The sequence below is a fragment of the Sulfobacillus harzensis genome, assembly GCF_012933365.1.
GTDB classification, from domain to species: Bacteria; Bacillota; Sulfobacillia; order Sulfobacillales; family Sulfobacillaceae; genus Sulfobacillus_B; species Sulfobacillus_B harzensis.
In genome coordinates this window covers 1-18,908 of sequence record NZ_JABBVZ010000072.1, presented here as the reverse complement: position 1 = coordinate 18,908, position 18,908 = coordinate 1, and the positions used below count along the sequence as shown (strand labels likewise).

Below are 18,908 nucleotides of genomic sequence, written 5' to 3'. Positions count from 1 at the left end.
GATACAGGCCCGGAAGTGGTGATGGGCTCCACCCGCTTAAAGGCCGGGACCGCCGAAAAAATGGTGCTCAACATGCTAAGTACGGGCTCAATGGTGGGGCTCGGCAAGACGTATCGCAATCTGATGGTGGATATGCGGCCGACCAACCGCAAATTGCGCAACCGGGCTATACAGATTGTCAGTCTCGCTACGGGTGTCGGCCGCGAACAGGCCAAGCAACTCCTCATCCACGCGCAGGGCCGCGTGAAGGTCGCCGTTGCCATGCAAGTGCTCGGTACCTCCGCGAGGGAGGCCACCAAGCGGTTGCAGGAGTGTGGAGGGGTTTTAAGTCGGTTGTAATGACCACGCTGGTGGCAAGTGAGAACTTATAAGGAGTGAAGCGTTGTGAAGCGTTATGCATTGTTACTGGCGAGCGCCGCGGCACTGTCTGCGGGTCTGGCTGGGTGCGGAAGCGGCGGCACCTCAGGGTCCAGCAGCAGTGGTCCCCAGACGGTGAAGTTAATTACGTGGGAAAACCCTCCGGCCGTCAAAGTGCTCAAAAAGATCGACACGGAGTTTCACCAAAAGTACCCTAACATTACCGTGGAGTACCAGACCGCAGCCAACACGGCTGGGGGCTATCAGACCATGCAACAAACGGCGATTAAGAGTGATTCGACTGACCTCATGGGCATTCTTCCGTTTGAACCCTTACCCAAACATCCGACTATTAGCAACGAATCGGACACCCAGTTGTGGGCAACCCACGATCAGTTTTTGGCGCTCAATGGGCAACCCTGGGTGAAGAATTTCAGCAAAACGGATGAAGCAACCGCGTCATACAACGGAAAAATCTACGGTCTTGTGACCGGCGTGTATCAGTACGGGGTATTTTACAACAAGACCATCTTTACGAAATACCACCTCTCGGTGCCGACAACATACAATCAATTCATCCATGTGGACCAAGTCCTCAAATCCCACGGGGTTACGCCATTATTTGTTGGCTTGCAAAATGTGGGGCCCGTGTACCTGCAGTTCATATGGAAACCCTTGATGCAAGAAGTCTGGGGCACAACCTTGCCGCATGGTACCACACTGGACGCGGCCCTCTGGAATGGACAAGCCAAGTGGACTAGTCCGAAATTTATCGAGGTTCTCAAGCGCACTAAACAGGTGATGCAATACCTTGAACCTAACTTCGCCGGTGTGCCGTGGGAATCGATGCCAGGCGATTTCGCCAACGGTAAGGCCGCCATGTTACTCGATGGTTCCTGGGACCTGCCCTCGGTTCAGCAAGCCAATCCGAAACTTCAAGTGGGCTTCTTCCCATTCCCGGGCAGCAACAATGCGAGCAACAACACGCCTACTACCCAGGGTGACCTGACCTTCGCCGTATTGGCTAACTCGAAGGATAAGAGCGCTGCCCTGAAGTGGCTCAATTTCTTTGCCCAGCCGAAAATCTATGCCCAGTATGTGAATGCCACGGGCATTTCTCCGAGTTTGACCGAAGGAACGTTTAACAGCTACTCTTCCCAAGTGTTGGGCACGTGGTTTGGCAAGGGCGAGTCGATTAATAATCTACCAGCGCTGCCAACGACGGGACCGTACTGGGATCAAACCACGAACTTCCCGACAGCCATTATGGACATGTATCAGGGCAAATACACACCCAACCAGGTGGCAAAGATGTACCAGAGCGGTTGGCCACAGGTCATTAAATAAGATGGATGGTGTTGCTCGTGTCCCGGGCAACACCATCCCTTGTTCATCACGGGAGGATTGCAGAGATGGCCCATACGACTAGGTGGAATGCGGGACAGACGCCATGATGTTCCGAGGTCGCAACCGTGTTGCCATGTACGCGGCCGCGGTACCGGGGTTTCTATTTTACGTTGTCTTCGCAGTGGTGCCGTCCATTGCGACGATCATTATTTCCCTGACGAACTACACGTCCATCCCAGGTGTTCCCGCGCAATTTGTCGGGTTACAAAATTACGTCCAAATTTTCGTGGATGAAGCGCCAGGACTCTGGAATTCGATTCTCGATACCTTGATCTTCGCGGCGGCCGTGGTAATTTTTCAAAATGCGGCAGCACTGGCCGTAGCGACTTTCTTACGGCACAAAACACCCTTGGTCCAGTTTTTCCGCTCCCTCATTTTTTTGCCGGTTGTCTTGGGGGTGACTGTCATTGGCTTACTGTGGGCGCTCATCTTTAATCCCTCCGGAGGACCGGCGGAGAATTTCCTGGGGTTATTTCATAAAAGCTCCGGATTCTTCGGTTCGTCCCATATAGCCTTGCCCCTGGTAATTTTTGTGCAAATTTGGGCGATGCTTGGATTTACGACGCTGGTGTACCTCGCCGGAATGAATGCCATCCCGGGTGAGTTATTTGAAGCCGCAGCTCTTGATGGCGCGGATCGCTGGACGGTTTTTCGGCAAGTTACCTTTCCCTTAATCGCTCAAAGCATGACCGTTAATGTGCTCCTTGCTGCTGTCGGCGCGCTAAATACGTACGACCTTATTTACGTCTTAACGGACGGTCAGAACAACACCAACACGCTGGGCATGTTTATGTTCAATACCGCCTTTCAAGGATCGGGCGATCTCGGGTTAGGTGCCACATTGAGCGTGGTCATGTTCATCGTTACATTAATTGTCGCGATTCCACTTCAACGCTACTTACGCCGTAGAGAGGAAGATGTGAGTTAAGGTGCCGAAAATCTCCTGGGGTCGTTGGGCCATTGTCGCCGCGCTCTGCACAGCATTTTATTTACTTCCATTGCTTTACCTAGTATCCGTGTCGCTTCAAGGGCCACGGCAATTTCTTGTCAACCCTCTTTCTCTGCCTCATCCTGTCGTCTGGGCCAACTATGTGCATGCTTGGGTCAGGGCCGATATGGGCACCTATTTCACCAATTCGGTGGTCTACACATTTTTCGCGACTGGATTGGCCCTATTATGTAGCGTGTTTCTCGCTTTCCCGGTGTCTCGACGATATCTCAAAGGCTCGTCAACTATTTATACGTTAATGATTCTAGGATTTTTCCTCCCTGTCGGGTTGATTCCGTTGTTCATTGAGTCATTAGTCTTGCACCTTTACAATAACCGCATTGGCTACATCCTCTTACACGTTCAGGCCGGCGTGAACTTAGGGTTCCTGTTCTTTACGGGATATTTTCAAACCATCCCCGTTGAATTGGATGAGAGCGCGGCCATGGATGGCGCCGGTTACATCCGCTATGTGTTTCAAATCATTATGCCGCTGGCCAAGCCTGCCCTGGCGACAGTCGGTATTTACGCTGCGGTCGCGGTCTGGAATGATCTCATTGGGCCTGTGGTCTTTCTTGCGAACAACAACCTATTTCCGTTAACACGTGGGTTATATACGTTTTACGGCAGTTACCAGAGCGACTGGACACTCCTTGCAGCCGCTATTTTTATCGTGGCCGCACCGCTTATTTTGGCGTTTGTGTTTGTGCAACGTTACTTTGTCCAAGGTGCGCTGTCGGGATCGATTAAACTGTGAGGTGAGCGCCAATGACCACGGACCCGTATCAACGGACTACTCTCTTCGAACGTTTGGCCTTCGGGTGGACGCGCGTCGCGTGGTTCATGAGCTTTAGTCTCGCATTTGCCGTCATCTCGCTGGGAGTCGTCACCTTCCCAGCCAATGTCACTGCCCTCATTGCGGCATGGCGCGGTGTGGAGGCCCAAGAACGGTGGATCGTAGTGGTTGCCGAATACAAGACTGTCTTCAAGGCTGCCTTCGTCCCAGGATTAATCGTGGTCTGGCCCCTCGCCTTGGTAATTGTACTCACCTTAATCGGTCTACAGGTCGTCCATATCCTGCCTGGGCCTCTTCGTGTTGGATACTTAATAGGCGTTCTCGCGTTAGATTACCTTGTGTCCGGATTTGCGCTCGTTGGGTTGGCGCAGTTATCCGTGACCCAGTCCCTTGCTAACGCTTGGCAACATACGATTCAGCAGGTACGAAGTCGTCGTGGAATGACTGGGTTGTATCTGGTACTTATGGGCGGGGCGGTGGTGCTTTCCTTGCTATGGCCCATGTTCGGTCTTTTGGGTTTGGGCGGTACGCTCGTAGTCGGCGCGCACCACTTGCTTGTAAACGATGCGAACATCTGATTTACAATTGGTCCGCATTTTCGGATGATACGGCGGCCGGCCGCCGCCCACATAGGGGGCCTCAAAGGTTGCATCCGGAATGCGGTCGATGGCGTCATTGACCACGCGCACCACGTGACGCGGGGGAATCAGCGCTTGGAGGTCCATGGGAAGCACCAACTGATTTGGGCGTAGGCTTGAAAGGTCGGCCGCGGACGCGGCCGGGACTCCGAGGGCTCCCGGCGTGGGTCGTCCAAAGGCCATTGCATTTGCGTGGTCTCATCCGGCATGACAATCGCTCCTGTCCCGAATTCTTACTTACCAGGGTACCAGAAGGGCCGGAAAATGTTGATCCCATGCGCTTTTTTACGTTGAGCCAGACGAAGGGGGCTGCCCCCTTCGGGTCCTAATCCGGACTCTTTTGGGACAGCCCCCCATGGTCTACGGCCCCGACGACCGCATGGCCATTGTCGTGCTGGCTTGTCGTCCGCCCGAGGAGACCAGTCAATGGCCGATTCGCGATCTCACGACTGCTATCCACGAAGAAACCACGCTGCGCCCCGCGCCGTCCACCGTGTGGACCATTTTAGATGAAGCCGCCGTCAAGCCGCATAAACAGGCCATGTGGCTGAACAGCCACGACCCGGACTTCGCCGCGAAGCAACAGGCGATTACCAATTTGTATCGCGAGCTGCCGATGGCCGGCCGACTGATTTTGAGCTTCGACGAGAAAACTGGCATGCAAGCGAAAGAACAACTTGGTCCCCATCTGCCGCCCCGTCCCGGCTACCCAGCTCGGACGGACTATGAGTATCGGCGCCATGGCACACTCAGTTTGCTCGCTGCCTTTGAGGTGCAGACGGGCCACGTCGTCGGCCAGACCTACCCACGCCACCGACAGGAAGAATTCGTGGCGTTCCTAGACGCATTGGACGCGCAGTACCCACCTGTCATCACAGATATCGTGGGCATTTGTGATAACTTGGCCGTGCACAAAACCGCCCGGGTTCAGGACTGGCTTACCGCGCATCCGCGCTGGCGCTTTGTCTTTACGCCTATCCACGCGTCCTGGCTCAATCAAATCGAGATTTGGTTCGGTATCCTCCAACGGAAGCTCCTGCGACATGGGCAGTTCGTCTCCGTAGACGACTTAGCGGCGAAGCTCACGACCTTCCTCGCCGCATATAACCGACATACCCATCCTTTTCGCTGGACCTATACCGGCAAACCCCTGGCTGAATAGCCCCGGGCTCAGTTGAGCCCGGCCCAAAACAAGCCCATGGGGTCATCCGATAACGCCTGCCGCACGGCAGGCCAGGACTCGCCCAACGAGGGGATGACCTCCCAGCGCCCCGTGTGCCGCCAGTAACTGATGTCCCAGTGGCCCCCGGCGTGGCATCGCAACCGAACCAGGGGATCCGGGTCGGTAGGCCACGCCGGGGAAATCCCGGCGACCACCACCTGGCGTCCCCGGATCGTCACCTCAAACTGTTGCTGCGGAAATTGCTGTTGTAGCCACCCACGCAGTTCGTCTGCCTTGGCGTCCATGTCCATGCATCTACCATAGAGAAGTGCCTAGCTGGCGACAATACCTCAAGTCCACCCCGCTCGGCATCGATGGCTAATGATTAGCCGAACGTGACACTAGTACGGCGAAGTCCGTTACGGGAGCAATTCCCGCCTATCGGCAATGCCCAATTCTCCCGCCCTCCCATCATGGAGCCAGATGCATCGACGGTTCCGATCGATGTCGGGGTTGATATGGTGGCCTTGAGTCGGCGGTTGGAGATGGGATCGTGGTAAGGAAATCCATCCCCCCTTAATGATGCGTGGAGCCAGCCCTATCCGGCGCATATCATTAAACACATGGGGCATGCCCCCATCGGCGGGCCATCCTTTGCGGTGTGACCGGCCGGCCAGAAACGAGAAACTACTCGGTCAACCGCGAGGGTCACGGCTGGCGAGCATCCTCTCCTCATGTGCCACCCTTGTCTCGCGTCGATAGCGCTCCCCACACCGAGTCCCACCGTTCTCCGCCCCGTCCTTGATGAATCCCCGGGTCAAATATCCGAGAAATCGAGGTCGTCTTGGTAGTTCACCACCGCTTGCTCGAAGAAGTCGGCCTTCCCGGTGTTCATCTCGCCCATCCGGTCGAGCCACGGCATGGGGTTTTGGTCGATCCACAGGAATAGCGGTTCCAACCCTACGGCTTTCAGCCGCAAGTTCGTGACCCACTTGACATACGCCGTGATCCGATCGACCGGCAGCCCCGGAAATTGTCCTCCGGTAATCGCCTGCATCCAGGCGATTTCATGCTCCGCGGCCGCTCGCGCCAAGTCGTGCCAGGCGGCGGATAGGGTGGGGCTAAACAGGTCCGGATGCTCGTCGCGCAGGGTGCGGATTAATTGAATGTAGAGCGCGAGGTGCTGTTGCTCATCCCGGCGGATCTGGCGAATCAACTGGGCCGTTCCGGTCATTTGCTGCCGGGTCGCCAGCGTCAGGAACACGGCAAATCCGGACCAAAAATACACGCCCTCCAACAGGACGTCCGCAAAGCAGAGCGTCGCGAAGCGCTCCAGGGTCGGATCCTGATGGAACGCCTCATACGGGGCCACCAGTTCGTGATTGCGCGACGCCAAGATCGGATGATCCCGCCACAAGCGGTAGACGGACTCCCGGGTTCCGCTGTCGACAATCGAGGACAGCAAATGGTCATAACTCTGGGCGTGGATGGTTTCGAAAAAGGCCTGGGTGACCAGGCAGGCGCCCACTTCCGGCGCGGCGATGTACTGCGCGAGCCACGCCGGGTTTTGAATTTGAATACTGTCCAGGTAAATGAGAAAACCGAGCGTGTGCAGAAATGTCTCTTGCTCCACCGGCGCCAATTGGGTAAATTGCGCATGGTCGGCGACCAGATTGACGTCATCGGGTTTCCAATAGAAATCCCGCATCGTCCGATAGAGATGGTCGGCCCACGGATACCGACAGCCGGTCAGTTCGAGCAGGTAGGTTGTCGGTCCGACCAAGCCCTCCGGCCGGCGGGGACCCGCCGGATGAAAGAGCGGGGATCGGGATAACACGGTTGTCATGCGAACACCTCCCAAGGTTATAGCTCACACCCATAGCAGCGAATCGCGTGGGGGCTCTCGGCAGTCGCGGTCTCCGGCGCCGTGGTGTCCGGTAGTGTAGGCCCCACCACCGCCGGCGTCGCGGTCGGTTGAAAGTTGCGGAAGTAGTAAATCGTTTTGACGCCCGACGCCCAGGCCAATTGATACCAGGCCGACAGGGTCGCGGCATCGAGCGTCGCGGTCCGATAGAGGTTCAGCGATTGGCTCTGGTCGAGGTGACGCTGGCGCGCGGCCGCGGCGCGGATCGACCAGCTCTGATCGACCGCATGGGCCGTCACGTATTGGTCACGGGTTTGGGGCGTGAGACCCGGCGCCAAGCGCCACACCGCGTAGGACTGCTTATCCTCCCGCCAGACGTGCTCAAACACGGGATCGATGCCCGGCGTGGCATCCGCAAGAATCGACGTGCTGCCCGTTGGCGCGATGGCGAGCAGGTAGCCGTTTCGCATCCCGTCGGTGGCGACCCGCTGAGCCAGGGCCTGCCAGGCCGGACTGGTATAGCCGCGTTGGGCAAAGTAGGCGCCCGTCTGCCACGCCGAGCCCGGAAAATGGGGGTATGCGCCGCGTTCGCGGGCCAAATCCACCGACGCCTGAATGGCGTGATACGCCAGGCGTTCGAAGAGGGCATCCGCTTCGGCCACATGGTCCGCGGACTCCCACGGAATGCCGCGGGCGACCAGATATTGCTGGTACCCATGGACGCCGAGCCCTATCGCCCGATACGCCGCGTTGGTAGCGGTCGCTTGGGGCACCGGCAGGTGATTCACGGTGATGACGTCATCCAACATGCGGACGGCGATGGGGACCACCCGGTCGATGTCGGCGGGCGTGTGCATGTGACCCAAATGTATGGATGCGAGGTTGCAGACGACGAGGTCTCCCGGCGTGGTGCGTTGCTCGACGTGGCCGGCCGCCGTCATGACCGGCTCCTGCGGATGACTCGGGGATTGGTTTTGCAGGATTTCCGTGCACAGGTTGGATGAATAAATCATGCCCGTGTGCGCGTTCGGATTCGCCCGGTTGACGGTATCGCGGAACAGCAGGAACGGGGTCCCGGAGCGGTAAATCGCCTGCAGAATCTGCCGCCACAAGGCTTTGGCGGAACACGTCGTCCGGGGCAAGGCCGGGTTCTGGACGCAGGCGGCATAGCGGGCCCTCCACGTGTCCCCGTACGCGTCCTCCAGGCGAAAGCCCATTTGCTCCTCGACCGCGTGGGGATCGAACAGATGCCACGCATCATCTGCGGCTACCGCTTCCATGAAGGCATCCGGGATCGTGAGCCCCGGGAAAATGTCCCGGGCTTTGCGCCGCTCATCGCCCTGGGGGGTACGCGCCTCAAGGAAGTCGCGCACATCCGGATGCCACACGTCGAGCCACAACGTGACGGCTCCGCGGCGTTGGCCTAATTGGTCGACGGCGACCGCCGTGTCGTTATACAATCGCGCCCAGGGCATGACCCCCTTCGCGACCCCGGAGACGCCGCGAATGGGCGAGCCCGTGGCTCGAATCTTCCCCAGATAACTCCCCATGCCGCCGCCCGCCTTCGAGACGCGGGCGAACGTGCTCAGGCTGTGATAGATACCCTCCAGGGAATCCGGCACGGTATCGACGAAACAAGAAGACAACTGGCCTTGGGGCCGGCGCGCGTTCGCAAAGGTGGGTGTCGCCATGGTCACATCCAAGCGGGACAGCACCTCATAAAACGCCCGCGCCCAGCGCAGGCGGTCGGTGGGACGCTCCGCTTGGGCGAGCGTCAAGGCGATGCCCAGAAAGACTTCCTGGGGCAATTCGGCCACCCCGCCATCGCGCGGCCGCACCAAATAGCGATCACTGAGCAGTTGAAGCCCGGCATACGAGAACAGCCGATCCCGATCGGGGTCAATCCACTGGCCGGCTTCCGCCAAATCAGCAGGCGAATAGGTGTCGAGCAGGGCCGGATCGTATAACCCCTCCTGTACCATCCGCGCCACTAAGGTCGGGTACTCCCCGTAACCCAAGGTCGGCAGTCGGCGGGCCACCATCGCCTGATTGTAGAGATCGTACAGCAGCAGCCGTGCGGCGACCGCGTCCCACATCGGTTCGTCGGGGCTCACTTGCCGTAACGCGGCGTCGATCAAGCTCGTTTGGATCGCGGAGACCGGCATGCCGTCCTGCCACCCGATCGCGGCCTGCGCTTCGAGCGCCACGGGGTCGACCGCCAGCCCCTCGGTCGCAAAATCCAACGCCGCACGGACGTGCGTAAAATCCAAGGGTTCGCGACGCCCGTCGCGCTTGGTCACTGTCAAGGTCATGTTCCATCCATCCTTTCTCTTTAGCCTCATGCCGGGGATGACGGCGACGTCTCGGCGGCTTGCGGGGCATCTGCATCGGGACAGGCGCCCCGCACCGGCACCGGGCGTCCGGACGCGTCCAACGCGACGAACGTGAGGCGCGCGGCACAGGCGATCACGGCGGTTCCGTCAGTCAACTCCCGCCACGCCGTCACCTGCACCCGGATGGACGTCCGCCCGATCCGGTCGATCGCGGCCTCGATACGCACGAGATCGCCCACCTGCACGGGCTGGGTAAACACCACCTGCTCCATGGCCACGGTGACCACCACCCGCCGCGCATACCGCGCAGCGGCGATCTCGGCCGCCCCATCCATCCATTCCAGAAGACGCCCGCCGAATAAGGTGCCGAGATGATTGACATCGCTGGGCAGCACGCGGTGCGTGATGTCTCCACGAGGGCCGGCACTCACGGGGCACCTCGTCGGGCGATGGCGGCAGCCCACGAAGGGATCCCGCCAGCCCGTGGGCTGACGCGCGCGCAAAACAGCATGATCCGTGTCCTCCTCAACGTGGGCACGGTGTGTGAAGATCAGGATCTTGTCCGGGATTCAGCCGACAACGACCATGACTCCACGACCCCGCTCCACGAGGGTATCGAGTCTCGATCGTCAGGCAGGTCTCCGGACTTCAAGCACTCAGGACAAGCCCTTCCCAAATCTCACGATTCAGTGGGTGGCGGCCCGAGGAGGCCGCCGTCTTGTCTGTTCTTGTTACCGTTGCGGGCCAGTCCCCGATTCGCACGGGGTTCCCTATTGAGAACCCCCGGGGAGGGGGTTCACCTGACGTACCTCCATGGTGCCCTAGATGTAGTCGTGCGTCAACATCGAAGGTACAATTTATAGGGTATCGGCGAGGATTCGTAAACCGGTGAATGTCGCTATCAAACGGGGACGCCCACCGCACTCATCACGAAACAACCCGCAGAAATGGGCTCTTCGCCGGGGAATTCACCGAAGCACAACTCCCAGTGCTTAAGGTTGCGAATGATGCACTAAACGGTCCTTTACGTGGCACATGGAATTCCCTCCGAAGTCAAGTTGCCTTACAATGTAAGGAAAAAGACAAGGTGAACCAGAGGGGGAGGACGATGTCGTATCACGAACGGGGCGGACACGACGGCTCGCCTATCGCTCGTTTGGTTCCCTCACGGGTCGCGCGCAAGAAGCTTGAGCGGGAGGTTCAAAAGCGCCTGCGCCGAAAGACCCCACGGGGCCTCAGGTGGGCCGGGTGGGGTCTCCTCATGGTGGGCGTCGTTGTTTTGGGCCGTATACCCTTCTTCTATCTTCGCTCATGGTATGTCGGACATCACTTGGCTTCATCTGCGTTGAAGGCGGCCCCGGGCAGAGCCACGAAGGGAGAAGCGGTAGCAACTGCCACATCTTGGCCTACGAATGTGCTCTCGGTAATGAAGATCCCGTCGCTCGGAGTGACAGCGCCAGTGTTGCAAGGCACCCAAGATGCCGAACTTAACGTGGGCGTGGGTCATCTTCGAGCGAGCGTTATGCCCGGACAAGACGGCACCAGCATCTTGGCGGCGCACGATGTCACATGGTTTCACCGCATAAACGAGTTGAAGCCAGGCGCGGTGATCGAAGTGGTCGATCGCCACAAAACCCTCATCTATCACGTGACCAAGAGTGCTGTGTTACATACGGGAACTCCTGTTTACAACTCCCATAACTCGTCCATTGTTCTTGAGGCTTGCTATCCTTTGAATGCCCTGTACCTGACACCGTACAGATACCTCGTGTGGGCGAATTTGGTATCAACCCGGGTTAACGGGAAGAGCGCATCGGCAATACCACCTAATACTCAATACATACCAATTGGGATTCCGACGGCGGTGAAGGCGCAAGGACTTACCCTGGCAACGAACTACATCCCGATGGGGACGCTGACGATACAAGGGAACCCGACAAAGGCTTGGCGGCAGAGCAATGCGCCGCTCAATGCGGCCGATGCCACAACAGAGTTACACTTCGCAATGATTCATATTGCTCAGGCCGATAATCCCACATGGTGGCATGAGCTGGCGCCCAACATTCCGTTTTCGACCATCCAACCGCTGGTGGGAGTGCAGGTCTCATACGTGGGGCGGGCGGACGAAATCGTTCACGTTGCCAAACTGCGCGTAGTGGAAACCGACCTCAATGTTCAGGCTCAAATTGGGGGGAATGTATATGAGATCCGATTGGCGGTTACTAGCCATCAGAATAGGCAATATATTGCCGGACTCTCCGTAACACCGTCCGCGTAGGGATAGACGAACCGAATATCACCTACTGACGGATGACACCCAAGGAATAGATATCCACCAATGCGGCGGTGGGTTCCCAAACACGAACTTCGATATTATCTGAAGACGGAACAACAGGACTAATCTGAAAGATCGACCTGCCATGGAATGTTCGCGAAGGATAATGCTTTTGCACGCTGTAGTCAATTGTGTAGGTCCGGATCGACGTCGATGCGGGCACGTCCCTGCGTTCAATAAGATGGTTTCCGGAGGCATTCCATATCTCAACGTTTACTGGTGCCGTGTTACTCAGTGTTACGGTTAACTTGTAAAGGCCTGATGGTGAGCCATTGCGCGATCCTCCTTGGAATTTGTTGGTTGTCGCTTTCAAATCGACCAAGGGAACCCAATGGCTTTTAAATCTTTAAGCCCTTTGTACACACAATACCGGACTCTACTCACATTCTGGGTTAACTCCGTGAGCATTTCCTCAAACGAGTGGAAAAAGGCCGGGAATTCGGCCAGTAGCCGTCGCTCATTGACGGCGAGTTGATACGTGGACATTGAATTGTCCTCCCTGTCATCAGAATGGTGGTGCGCTGTCCTCAAGTGATAGGACCCTTCGACCTTACCATCTTCTGGCGTATCGTCCGGGGATTTTTCGCGTTTCGGTAAAAGCCTGCCAATCCGCAGGGCAGCGAGGATTTGGGGGATCTGCCGGTGGTCTTCAGGGCTGTCCTCGAACAGGTCGGACATGGTATAATTTAGGAAGATACGCAGGTCGTCGTCGGGTACCCCCTCTCGTTATGCGGTCGGTTCGGTGTCGCGGGTCGAGAGAGGGGGAGGCGCATGCCGATTGAGTTCATTCTCGTGGTTCCATCCGTGAAGCTCGTGATGCGGCTCATTCAGAAGACCCGCCGAAACAAGAAGAAGTAGCACCGTGAGGACGCTACTTCGCGATTCTTCGTTGGGGCTCTTCAGGGAAGAAGCGTTCGCGACGTGATTCCCTGAAAATCTCAGGCCCCCGGCCCGCAAAACTGAGCCGACCAACCCGCCCCGTTCTAGTGTCACGACTAGGACGGGGTTTATGCTTTTGTGCCTTCATCGTATAAGATGCCCACAGAATTGTCAATTATTCTCATGCTTTAAGCCGTCGTTACGACGAGGTGGATGGTCCCCACGGCAGGACGTCGGCCGACGATTTGGGGAGATTTACGGCCGTCAAATACCGCTCGGTGGAGGTCCGGCGCCGATGCCCCAGACTCTTTTGGACCAGCTCCACGGGCGCGCCATGCTCGAGGGCGATGCCCGCATGCGCGTGGCGGTTCCCCTGGGGCGGGATGGCGTGTTTGAGCCCGGCTTTGGCCGCGATCCGTCGGATGGCCGTGGACAGCGCGGACGGATGGCACGGTTCACCGTCCGCGTTCGGGAACAGCAGCGTCTCATCGTCTGCCGCCCAAAGCGGCGGCAGCCCTTGTGCGACGCGCCAGGCACCCAGCGCCGCGACCACTTCCGCCCGCAAGGGGAGCTGCGCCGTCGGACGCCGGTGGGCGACATGCCAGACCCAGTGCCCGTCGGGCGTGCGCTCGATGTGGCCCCAGGTGGCCGTCGTCACTTCCGAAATCCGGCAGCCGGTGCCAAAGATTAAGGTCACAATCGCGCCGAGTCGCGGGCCGGCGGCGTGCGCCGCCGCCATCAGCGCCCAGACTTGTTCCGGGGTGGGGATGCGCTCTTTGAGCCGTTCGGGGATTTTCGGGTCCCGCAGGGTATAAAAGGGATTGATGGGCCAGTCCGCCACCGCTTGACCGAACCGATAGAGCGAGCGCAGCGTGCGGATCTTGCGCGCCCGGGTGGCAGGCTCCTGCTCGTTCCACTGGTTCAGCCAATGCCGGGCATCAGCCGGGGTCACGTCGGCTAGGGGCTTTCCCATGGCCCGTTGGAAGTCGGCGACCACAGGGCCATAGACACGGGCTGTGCTAGGATTCTTCGAGGCCAGCCAGGCTTCAATGATCTCACGGTCCGTCAAGGCGGTGTCCCTCCCTCTGCCGGGATTGGCAAGGATTGTTAGGGACAGCATAGCACGGACGCTCCGCAGAGGCTACGCGACTATTTAACCCCGATTACCAAAATTTAGGTGCGGAATACGTGCTCTACGGAATCAAAATCCACGAAGCCTGGGACAACCTCCACCCCCATGCTTAGGCGGAGGGTGACGTCCCTGTCCTCGAGTGTTGGGCGTAGTCGCTCAGGTTCTTCCTGTTGCGCGGCCAGGTCCCTTTGAGCCCGATGTGCCTTGTTGCCCGCCTCTGGGATAGCCGGCGTAGATTCCGACAGCGTTGCTGCCGACGCGTCAGAAATGGGATCATGCGGGTGATTCCAATCCCGTACCCAGTTCTCCCTTAAGCGTCTCCAAGAACCCCTTGCGTGCAGTCCCCTGGATCCAGAACAGGACGTAGGCATACATCATGACCCTCCAGGATATCGATCAAGACCATGTCGCTTGGGATCACTAGTTGCCCAGTTACCGGAAAAACCGAGGGGCCACAGGTTACAAGGTGCGCGATAGCGCATTCATCTCATTCGATCGAATTTGGTCTGTCTGTACAAACAATCTTCAGCTCACCCCCGGTTTGAACGTAGCAAACGAGACAGAACAAACCGGGGATTCCCTCCAAGAGATAGGCACGGGAGACTCCCCGGAAAGCAGCGAGGCCCCCGTTTGTATCTAAGAGTAGACAACATGGATACGCTGCATGCTTGCAAGCAACCGGCGATTTGTGCCGTCCGACAAAAGCTTGATGTTTCTCAAACTTTGTAGGCACCAACATGGAGTTCGATATACTATCCATGTTGTTGATGAACGGAAGGAAGGATGACATTGTTGTTAGGTCCCACGTTATTTGACCGCAACGCGTAGGATTCGTCTCGATTTCCGTGGCCGAGGGCCACGGGCCAAAATCTTGCAAATTTGGACTTAATCGTTGAATTGAATCCCCTGATCCGGTTTCATACGGAACAGAACGTTCCGTAAAGGAGGCAAGAGCAGGGAGTCCTGGCCGACCCCTGCTCTCAGTTCATGCAATCCGGATTTAGTATAACGGCTTTTGAGGCCGTCTGTCAGCTTTACACCCAGTTTTTGGTCACCATGTTGCCCGCCCTGCGGCCGTGTCCGGGGTGTCACGCCCCCCGGGAAATCCAAGGTTGCCGACGGCGGGCGTTGCAATGGGCGGCGGATCAGATTGATTTCATTGCCTTGACCCGGCTCCGCTGTCGCGCGTGCCACACCGTCGAGACCCTCTTCCCGCCCTGGATTCTCCCTTACGAATTGGCTGCTCTGTGGATTTTAGAGGCGGCGGTGACCGCGGTGGCGGTCGACGGGCATTCCTTACAGCAAACCGCTGACCGCTGGCATTGGAGCTTGGCCTGGATTCGGGCGCACCTGCGGCCCTGGATCGCCGTCAGTCCCGAATTTCGGGCATTGGTCGCCCAATAGAGTCGGGCCATCGGGTGGGATGACCTAGTGAGCCCGGCCTGGCGCCCCCCGTCCACGGCCCGATCCGGCGACTGGGCTTGGTTGTGTGTGGCGTGGGCCGCCATCACGTTACAGGTGCTCGACGTGGCGCAGGCCCAGCGGATGCCTGGCTGGATCGTGTGGCGAAGCGTGGCGCCCGAGGTGATGCCGGCGGCTCCCATCTCCGCCGTCACCCATTTAGGGCGTCGGGTGCGGCAGCACCCGGATTCCCCACCCTGATTGGCAGGGGCTCGGGCGGGGCAAAACCCGCTATCCTCCCCTCAGGAGGTGATTTTGTCGGATGACAGAGGAAGAATGTGAAGCTTGGGCCTTGTACCGGTACCGGGTGATTAGTCCCTGCCTCGATCCCGCCACCACTCCGCAAACCCGGGCGGCGTATCTGGGGCAATTGGGTGAACAGCCCATCACGGCCCCCACGGGCCATGTGGCGCCCCCGTCCGAACGGACGCTCCGACGCTGGCTACAAATCTATCGGCAGGGGGGTTTTGCGGCCTTGCGCCCGCAACCCCGCGCGGATGCCGGACAGCTGCGGGCGATTCCGCCCGCGTTGTGGGAGCAAGCGGTAGCCTTCAAGCAGGAAGTCCCCGAGCGGAGCGCCGAGCAAGTGCTGGCCTTGCTCCGGGCGTGGGCCCCGACCGCCGGGATTCCCACGGCCGCCGTGGACGGGATTCGCCGGAGTACGTTATATCGCCATTGGCACCGCGCCGGCTGGACCAAAAGGCGCATCCGGACGGCGGCCCCGAAACGCTACAAACGGTGGGAGGCGGCCGGTCCGGGGGATCTTTGGCAAAGCGACGTGATGAATGGCCCGTTTTTACCCGATCCCACGCCCGCTCAGCCCGACCGCATGCGCGCGACGTATTGTCTGGTGATCCTCGATGACTATTCGCGGCGGATTATGGCCGGGCAATTTGCCTGGTCCGCCGACACCGACCTGCTGGAAGCCCTCTTACGGCAGGCCCTGGAACGCTGGGGTGCTCCGCGGCGATTTTATTGTGACAATGGCCAAATCTACGTGAGTCAGCGGTTGGAGGGCATTCTGGCGCGATTGGATATCCGTCTCATCCACACCCCCGCCTACACTCCCCAGGGTAAAGGCAAACAGGAGAAACTCTGGGGATTTGTGCAATCGTCGTTTTTGCCGGAACTCCGGGTCCAACCGGCGGACTCGTTGGGGCAACTGAACACGTGGTTCACCGCCTGGTGTGAGGCGCATTATCATCGGCGGGTGCATCGCGAGACAGGAGAGGCGCCCCTCGTCCGCTGGCAAGCCGGGTCGCTGCATCGGTCGGTGTCATGGGAGGTGCTCCACGCCGCGTTTCAAGAGCGGTGCACCCGCACCGTGGACAAGACGGGCCAAGTGCAATGGCAAGGGCACCGCTGGATCGTGCCGGAGGGGTTATTGCAATGTCGGGTGGAGCTACGGTGGGATCCGCACGCCCCGGAAACCATCGACGTCTGGTACGAAAATCAGTGCTATGGCCAAGCGGGGGCCGCCGACCAGGCGGCCCCCGTCCTGGAGGCCACCCCGGCGCCCAAACCCGCGATGGGGCCCGGCTTGAGCTATCTCACCATCTTGGCCCGGCAACGCGAGGCCCGCCATCAGGGGGGCATTGACTGGGCGGCCCGGCCGCCAGAAAGGACCGACGACGTATGAATTGGTGGCAGTATTTTGGCGCCCGCCGGGCGCCCTTTCCCCGCGATCCAGCGCCGGAAGCGGTATTTCCGACGCCGGCGCTCGCCGAATGCCGGGCCCGGTTGGATCATATCCTCGCGGAACGCGGCGTCTGGGTCCTGACCGGGGAGTCCGGTTTGGGCAAAACCACGCTCATGCGGACCCTCGTTCAGGCACTGAACCCCAATCAGTATCACCCGCTCTATCTCGCCGTGGCCGAGGACTGGACCACCCGCACACTCTATCGTCAGTTGGCCTATGATCTCAACTTGCCCATTCCGCATCGTCCCCTCGAGACGCAGCGCGCGGTCCGCCAAGCGCTCTGGACAGAAACGACCCAACACGGGCGCCTTCCGGTGATCGTGCTCGACGAAAGCCACTGGCTGGCCCCAGCCGTCCTGCAAGCCTTGCGAACGCTCGTGAATTTTGCCATGGACACCACCGCGCCGCTCGCACTGATTCTCGTGGGTCATACCGAACTGCGGCACAAGTTGGCGCTCCAACCGCTCGAGGCCTTTCGGGAACGGGTGACGATGGCGTTTCATGTGCCGCCGTTCACGGCGGCCGAACCCGCCGACTATCTGATCCACCAGCTCCGGCAGGTCGGGATTGATCGCCCGGTGTTCACCGACGCCGCCGTCAACGCCGCGCATGAGTGGGCTCAAGGTCGACCCCGCCGCCTCAACGCCTGGGCCCGGGCGTGTCTGCTCGCGGCCTTCGTGGCCCAGCAGACGGTCATTGATGATGGCATCGTGGCGACGGCCCAGGCGGAGTTGCAGTGGACACAACCCTTGACACCCAAAGGGGGACGACCGGCATGACCGACCGCTTTGTCGCCGTGCCCAGCTTTATCGCTGCGGGCGTGGAAGTCTATGCCGCCAACGGCGAGGGCTCCCCGTGGATTCAGGATTACTTGGACTTTCTTGCCGCCCAAGCCGTGTCCTCCACGCGGATTCGCCGGGTCGCGCACGTCCTGATCGATGCCGCGAACTGGATTGTGGCGGAGCGGCCCGACGGGCCGCATGTGTTGCGCCACACCTGGGAAGGGTATCTCCTCATCGCGTGCGCCGGGTGGCACCTCGAGGACGTCCCGCGCTTGTTGCGTCGGGTGGAAATCCTTGACGCCTGGTCCCGGTTTCAACACTGGTATGACCCGATGCACTGGCCGTATCATGCGTTTCCGCCTACCCGCGAGGCCCGCCGCCGCTGGTTGGCCCAATTAGTCACCCAACCCTGGCTTGATGCGGGCGAACTCTGACAAAACCCGGATCCTCCCGATCCGGGTTTTGTCTTGGCTCCGCCCGGCCAGCGATCATGAGACCGGGCCGGTCAAACAGTGTGAGACCTAACAACATTGTCGTGGTCTCGAGCGCTCATTAACACTTTTTGCGCAGGAAAGCCCTTGCCTCGTCTGATCTGGTATAGTATAACAGCCATTGCCGTGTGGGGAGCCCTATTTTCCTTGTTTTTTACGCCGCACTGGTGGATGGTGTTGTTTTCACTCGGCTGGCTCGTCACGTCCCTAATAATTGTCAATACTCTCTTGCCCTCGGCCATTATGTTGCGTGCCACGAAGGCTACGGGCATTTCTGTTCCCGACGACTTTATGGCATTTCTGGACCACCCAGAGCGTGCGCCGCGCGCGGACCGGTTCTGGTATTACCGGGCCTCGGAGAGTTATCACAGCGTCGCTGTGCCTTGGATTACCACCGCTTTGGGGTTGGTTTTTGCCTATGTTATGGGGCTCGCGTCGGCAGTTGCCTCCCTGCTCTTTAGCCTGGACCTTAGCCACGTAAAACCCATTTCCGCCCTCCACACTGTAATAGCCTCTCGGGATTCCGTTTTGCAGATGGGGCAAGGATTCTGCCCCGAACGCCAGGGCCATTTGCCCCCACGCCC

18 protein-coding genes, 2 pseudogenes and 1 riboswitch are annotated in these 18,908 nt (G+C 59.1%); of the genes and pseudogenes, 13 read left to right on the top strand and 7 right to left on the bottom strand.

Features of this window, described 5'->3' with window-relative positions; genetic code table 11:
- The 5 genes and pseudogenes from murQ to HIJ39_RS16355 all read left to right on the top strand — a co-directional run.
- A pseudogene (gene murQ / locus HIJ39_RS16375) lies at window positions 1–339 on the top strand (N-acetylmuramic acid 6-phosphate etherase); the annotation flags it as partial.
- 45 nt (window positions 340–384) lie between these two features.
- On the top strand, window positions 385–1,704 hold the full coding sequence (locus tag HIJ39_RS16370) for an extracellular solute-binding protein (RefSeq protein ID WP_169101577.1): 1,320 nt from the start codon (window positions 385–387) through the stop codon (window positions 1,702–1,704).
- A gap of 103 nt (window positions 1,705–1,807) precedes the next feature.
- Complete coding sequence (locus HIJ39_RS16365; protein ID WP_169101576.1) at window positions 1,808–2,692, top strand: carbohydrate ABC transporter permease; 885 nt, start codon at window positions 1,808–1,810, stop codon at window positions 2,690–2,692.
- 1 nt (window position 2,693) lies between these two features.
- Window positions 2,694–3,509 (top strand): ABC transporter permease subunit, encoded by an 816-nt coding sequence (locus HIJ39_RS16360; RefSeq protein WP_169101575.1) that lies wholly within the window; start codon window positions 2,694–2,696, stop codon window positions 3,507–3,509.
- Between the two features lie 11 nt (window positions 3,510–3,520).
- A complete protein-coding gene (locus tag HIJ39_RS16355; RefSeq protein ID WP_169101574.1) occupies window positions 3,521–4,126 on the top strand; it encodes a hypothetical protein in 606 nt (201 codons plus the stop codon).
- A gap of 9 nt (window positions 4,127–4,135) precedes the next feature.
- Here HIJ39_RS16355 and HIJ39_RS25420 read toward each other — a convergent pair.
- Window positions 4,136–4,273 (bottom strand): annotated as a pseudogene (locus HIJ39_RS25420) (transposase); the annotation flags it as partial.
- A gap of 268 nt (window positions 4,274–4,541) precedes the next feature.
- On the opposite strand from HIJ39_RS25420, the gene HIJ39_RS16350 reads away from it, so the two are divergent.
- Complete coding sequence (locus tag HIJ39_RS16350) at window positions 4,542–5,348, top strand: IS630 family transposase (protein WP_169101572.1); 807 nt, start codon at window positions 4,542–4,544, stop codon at window positions 5,346–5,348.
- 8 nt (window positions 5,349–5,356) lie between these two features.
- Here HIJ39_RS16350 and HIJ39_RS16345 read toward each other — a convergent pair whose 3' ends face one another.
- The 4 genes from HIJ39_RS16345 to HIJ39_RS16330 form a co-directional block, all read right to left on the bottom strand.
- Complete coding sequence (locus HIJ39_RS16345) at window positions 5,357–5,653, bottom strand: DUF3024 domain-containing protein (protein ID WP_169101570.1); 297 nt, start codon at window positions 5,651–5,653, stop codon at window positions 5,357–5,359.
- A gap of 512 nt (window positions 5,654–6,165) precedes the next feature.
- The gene (locus tag HIJ39_RS16340; protein ID WP_169101568.1) at window positions 6,166–7,194 is read right to left on the bottom strand and encodes a ribonucleotide-diphosphate reductase subunit beta; all 1,029 of its coding nucleotides are present in this window, start codon (window positions 7,192–7,194) and stop codon (window positions 6,166–6,168) included.
- Between the two features lie 17 nt (window positions 7,195–7,211).
- Window positions 7,212–9,524 (bottom strand): ribonucleoside-diphosphate reductase subunit alpha, encoded by a 2,313-nt coding sequence (locus tag HIJ39_RS16335; protein WP_207711736.1) that lies wholly within the window; start codon window positions 9,522–9,524, stop codon window positions 7,212–7,214.
- 26 nt (window positions 9,525–9,550) lie between these two features.
- On the bottom strand, window positions 9,551–9,976 hold the full coding sequence (locus HIJ39_RS16330) for a hotdog domain-containing protein (protein ID WP_169101566.1): 426 nt from the start codon (window positions 9,974–9,976) through the stop codon (window positions 9,551–9,553).
- A 184-nt stretch (window positions 9,977–10,160) separates the two neighbouring features.
- Window positions 10,161–10,364, bottom strand: a riboswitch (cobalamin riboswitch).
- A 289-nt stretch (window positions 10,365–10,653) separates the two neighbouring features.
- Between HIJ39_RS16330 and HIJ39_RS16325 the strand changes: the two genes are divergently transcribed.
- Window positions 10,654–11,823 carry a class D sortase gene (locus tag HIJ39_RS16325; RefSeq protein WP_169101564.1) on the top strand — a complete coding sequence of 390 codons (1,170 nt, stop codon included), beginning with the start codon at window positions 10,654–10,656 and terminating at the stop codon, window positions 11,821–11,823.
- Between the two features lie 366 nt (window positions 11,824–12,189).
- Here HIJ39_RS16325 and HIJ39_RS16320 read toward each other — a convergent pair whose 3' ends face one another.
- Window positions 12,190–12,366, bottom strand: a complete 177-nt coding sequence (locus tag HIJ39_RS16320) for a hypothetical protein (protein ID WP_169101562.1) — start codon at window positions 12,364–12,366, stop codon at window positions 12,190–12,192.
- Window positions 12,367–12,958: 592 nt separating this feature from the next.
- On the bottom strand, window positions 12,959–13,828 hold the full coding sequence (locus tag HIJ39_RS16315; RefSeq protein WP_169101560.1) for a tyrosine-type recombinase/integrase: 870 nt from the start codon (window positions 13,826–13,828) through the stop codon (window positions 12,959–12,961).
- A 1,050-nt stretch (window positions 13,829–14,878) separates the two neighbouring features.
- On the opposite strand from HIJ39_RS16315, the gene HIJ39_RS24280 reads away from it, so the two are divergent.
- The 6 genes from HIJ39_RS24280 to HIJ39_RS16285 form a co-directional block, all read left to right on the top strand.
- Entirely contained in the window at window positions 14,879–15,295 is a 417-nt protein-coding gene (locus HIJ39_RS24280) for a DUF6431 domain-containing protein (protein WP_338055215.1), read from the top strand.
- Window positions 15,296–15,322: 27 nt separating this feature from the next.
- Window positions 15,323–15,553, top strand: a complete 231-nt coding sequence (locus tag HIJ39_RS16305; protein ID WP_169101558.1) for a hypothetical protein — start codon at window positions 15,323–15,325, stop codon at window positions 15,551–15,553.
- 61 nt (window positions 15,554–15,614) lie between these two features.
- Window positions 15,615–16,991 carry a DDE-type integrase/transposase/recombinase gene (locus HIJ39_RS16300; protein WP_169101556.1) on the top strand — a complete coding sequence of 459 codons (1,377 nt, stop codon included), beginning with the start codon at window positions 15,615–15,617 and terminating at the stop codon, window positions 16,989–16,991.
- The gene (locus HIJ39_RS16295; protein ID WP_169101554.1) at window positions 16,988–17,830 is read left to right on the top strand and encodes an ExeA family protein; all 843 of its coding nucleotides are present in this window, start codon (window positions 16,988–16,990) and stop codon (window positions 17,828–17,830) included. The genes HIJ39_RS16300 and HIJ39_RS16295 overlap by 4 nt, the downstream gene beginning before the upstream one ends.
- Complete coding sequence (locus HIJ39_RS16290; RefSeq protein WP_169101552.1) at window positions 17,827–18,267, top strand: hypothetical protein; 441 nt, start codon at window positions 17,827–17,829, stop codon at window positions 18,265–18,267. Before HIJ39_RS16295 ends, HIJ39_RS16290 begins: the two co-directional genes overlap by 4 nt.
- A gap of 144 nt (window positions 18,268–18,411) precedes the next feature.
- The coding region (locus tag HIJ39_RS16285) for a hypothetical protein (protein ID WP_169101550.1) at window positions 18,412–18,908 on the top strand (497 nt) is incomplete at its 3' end.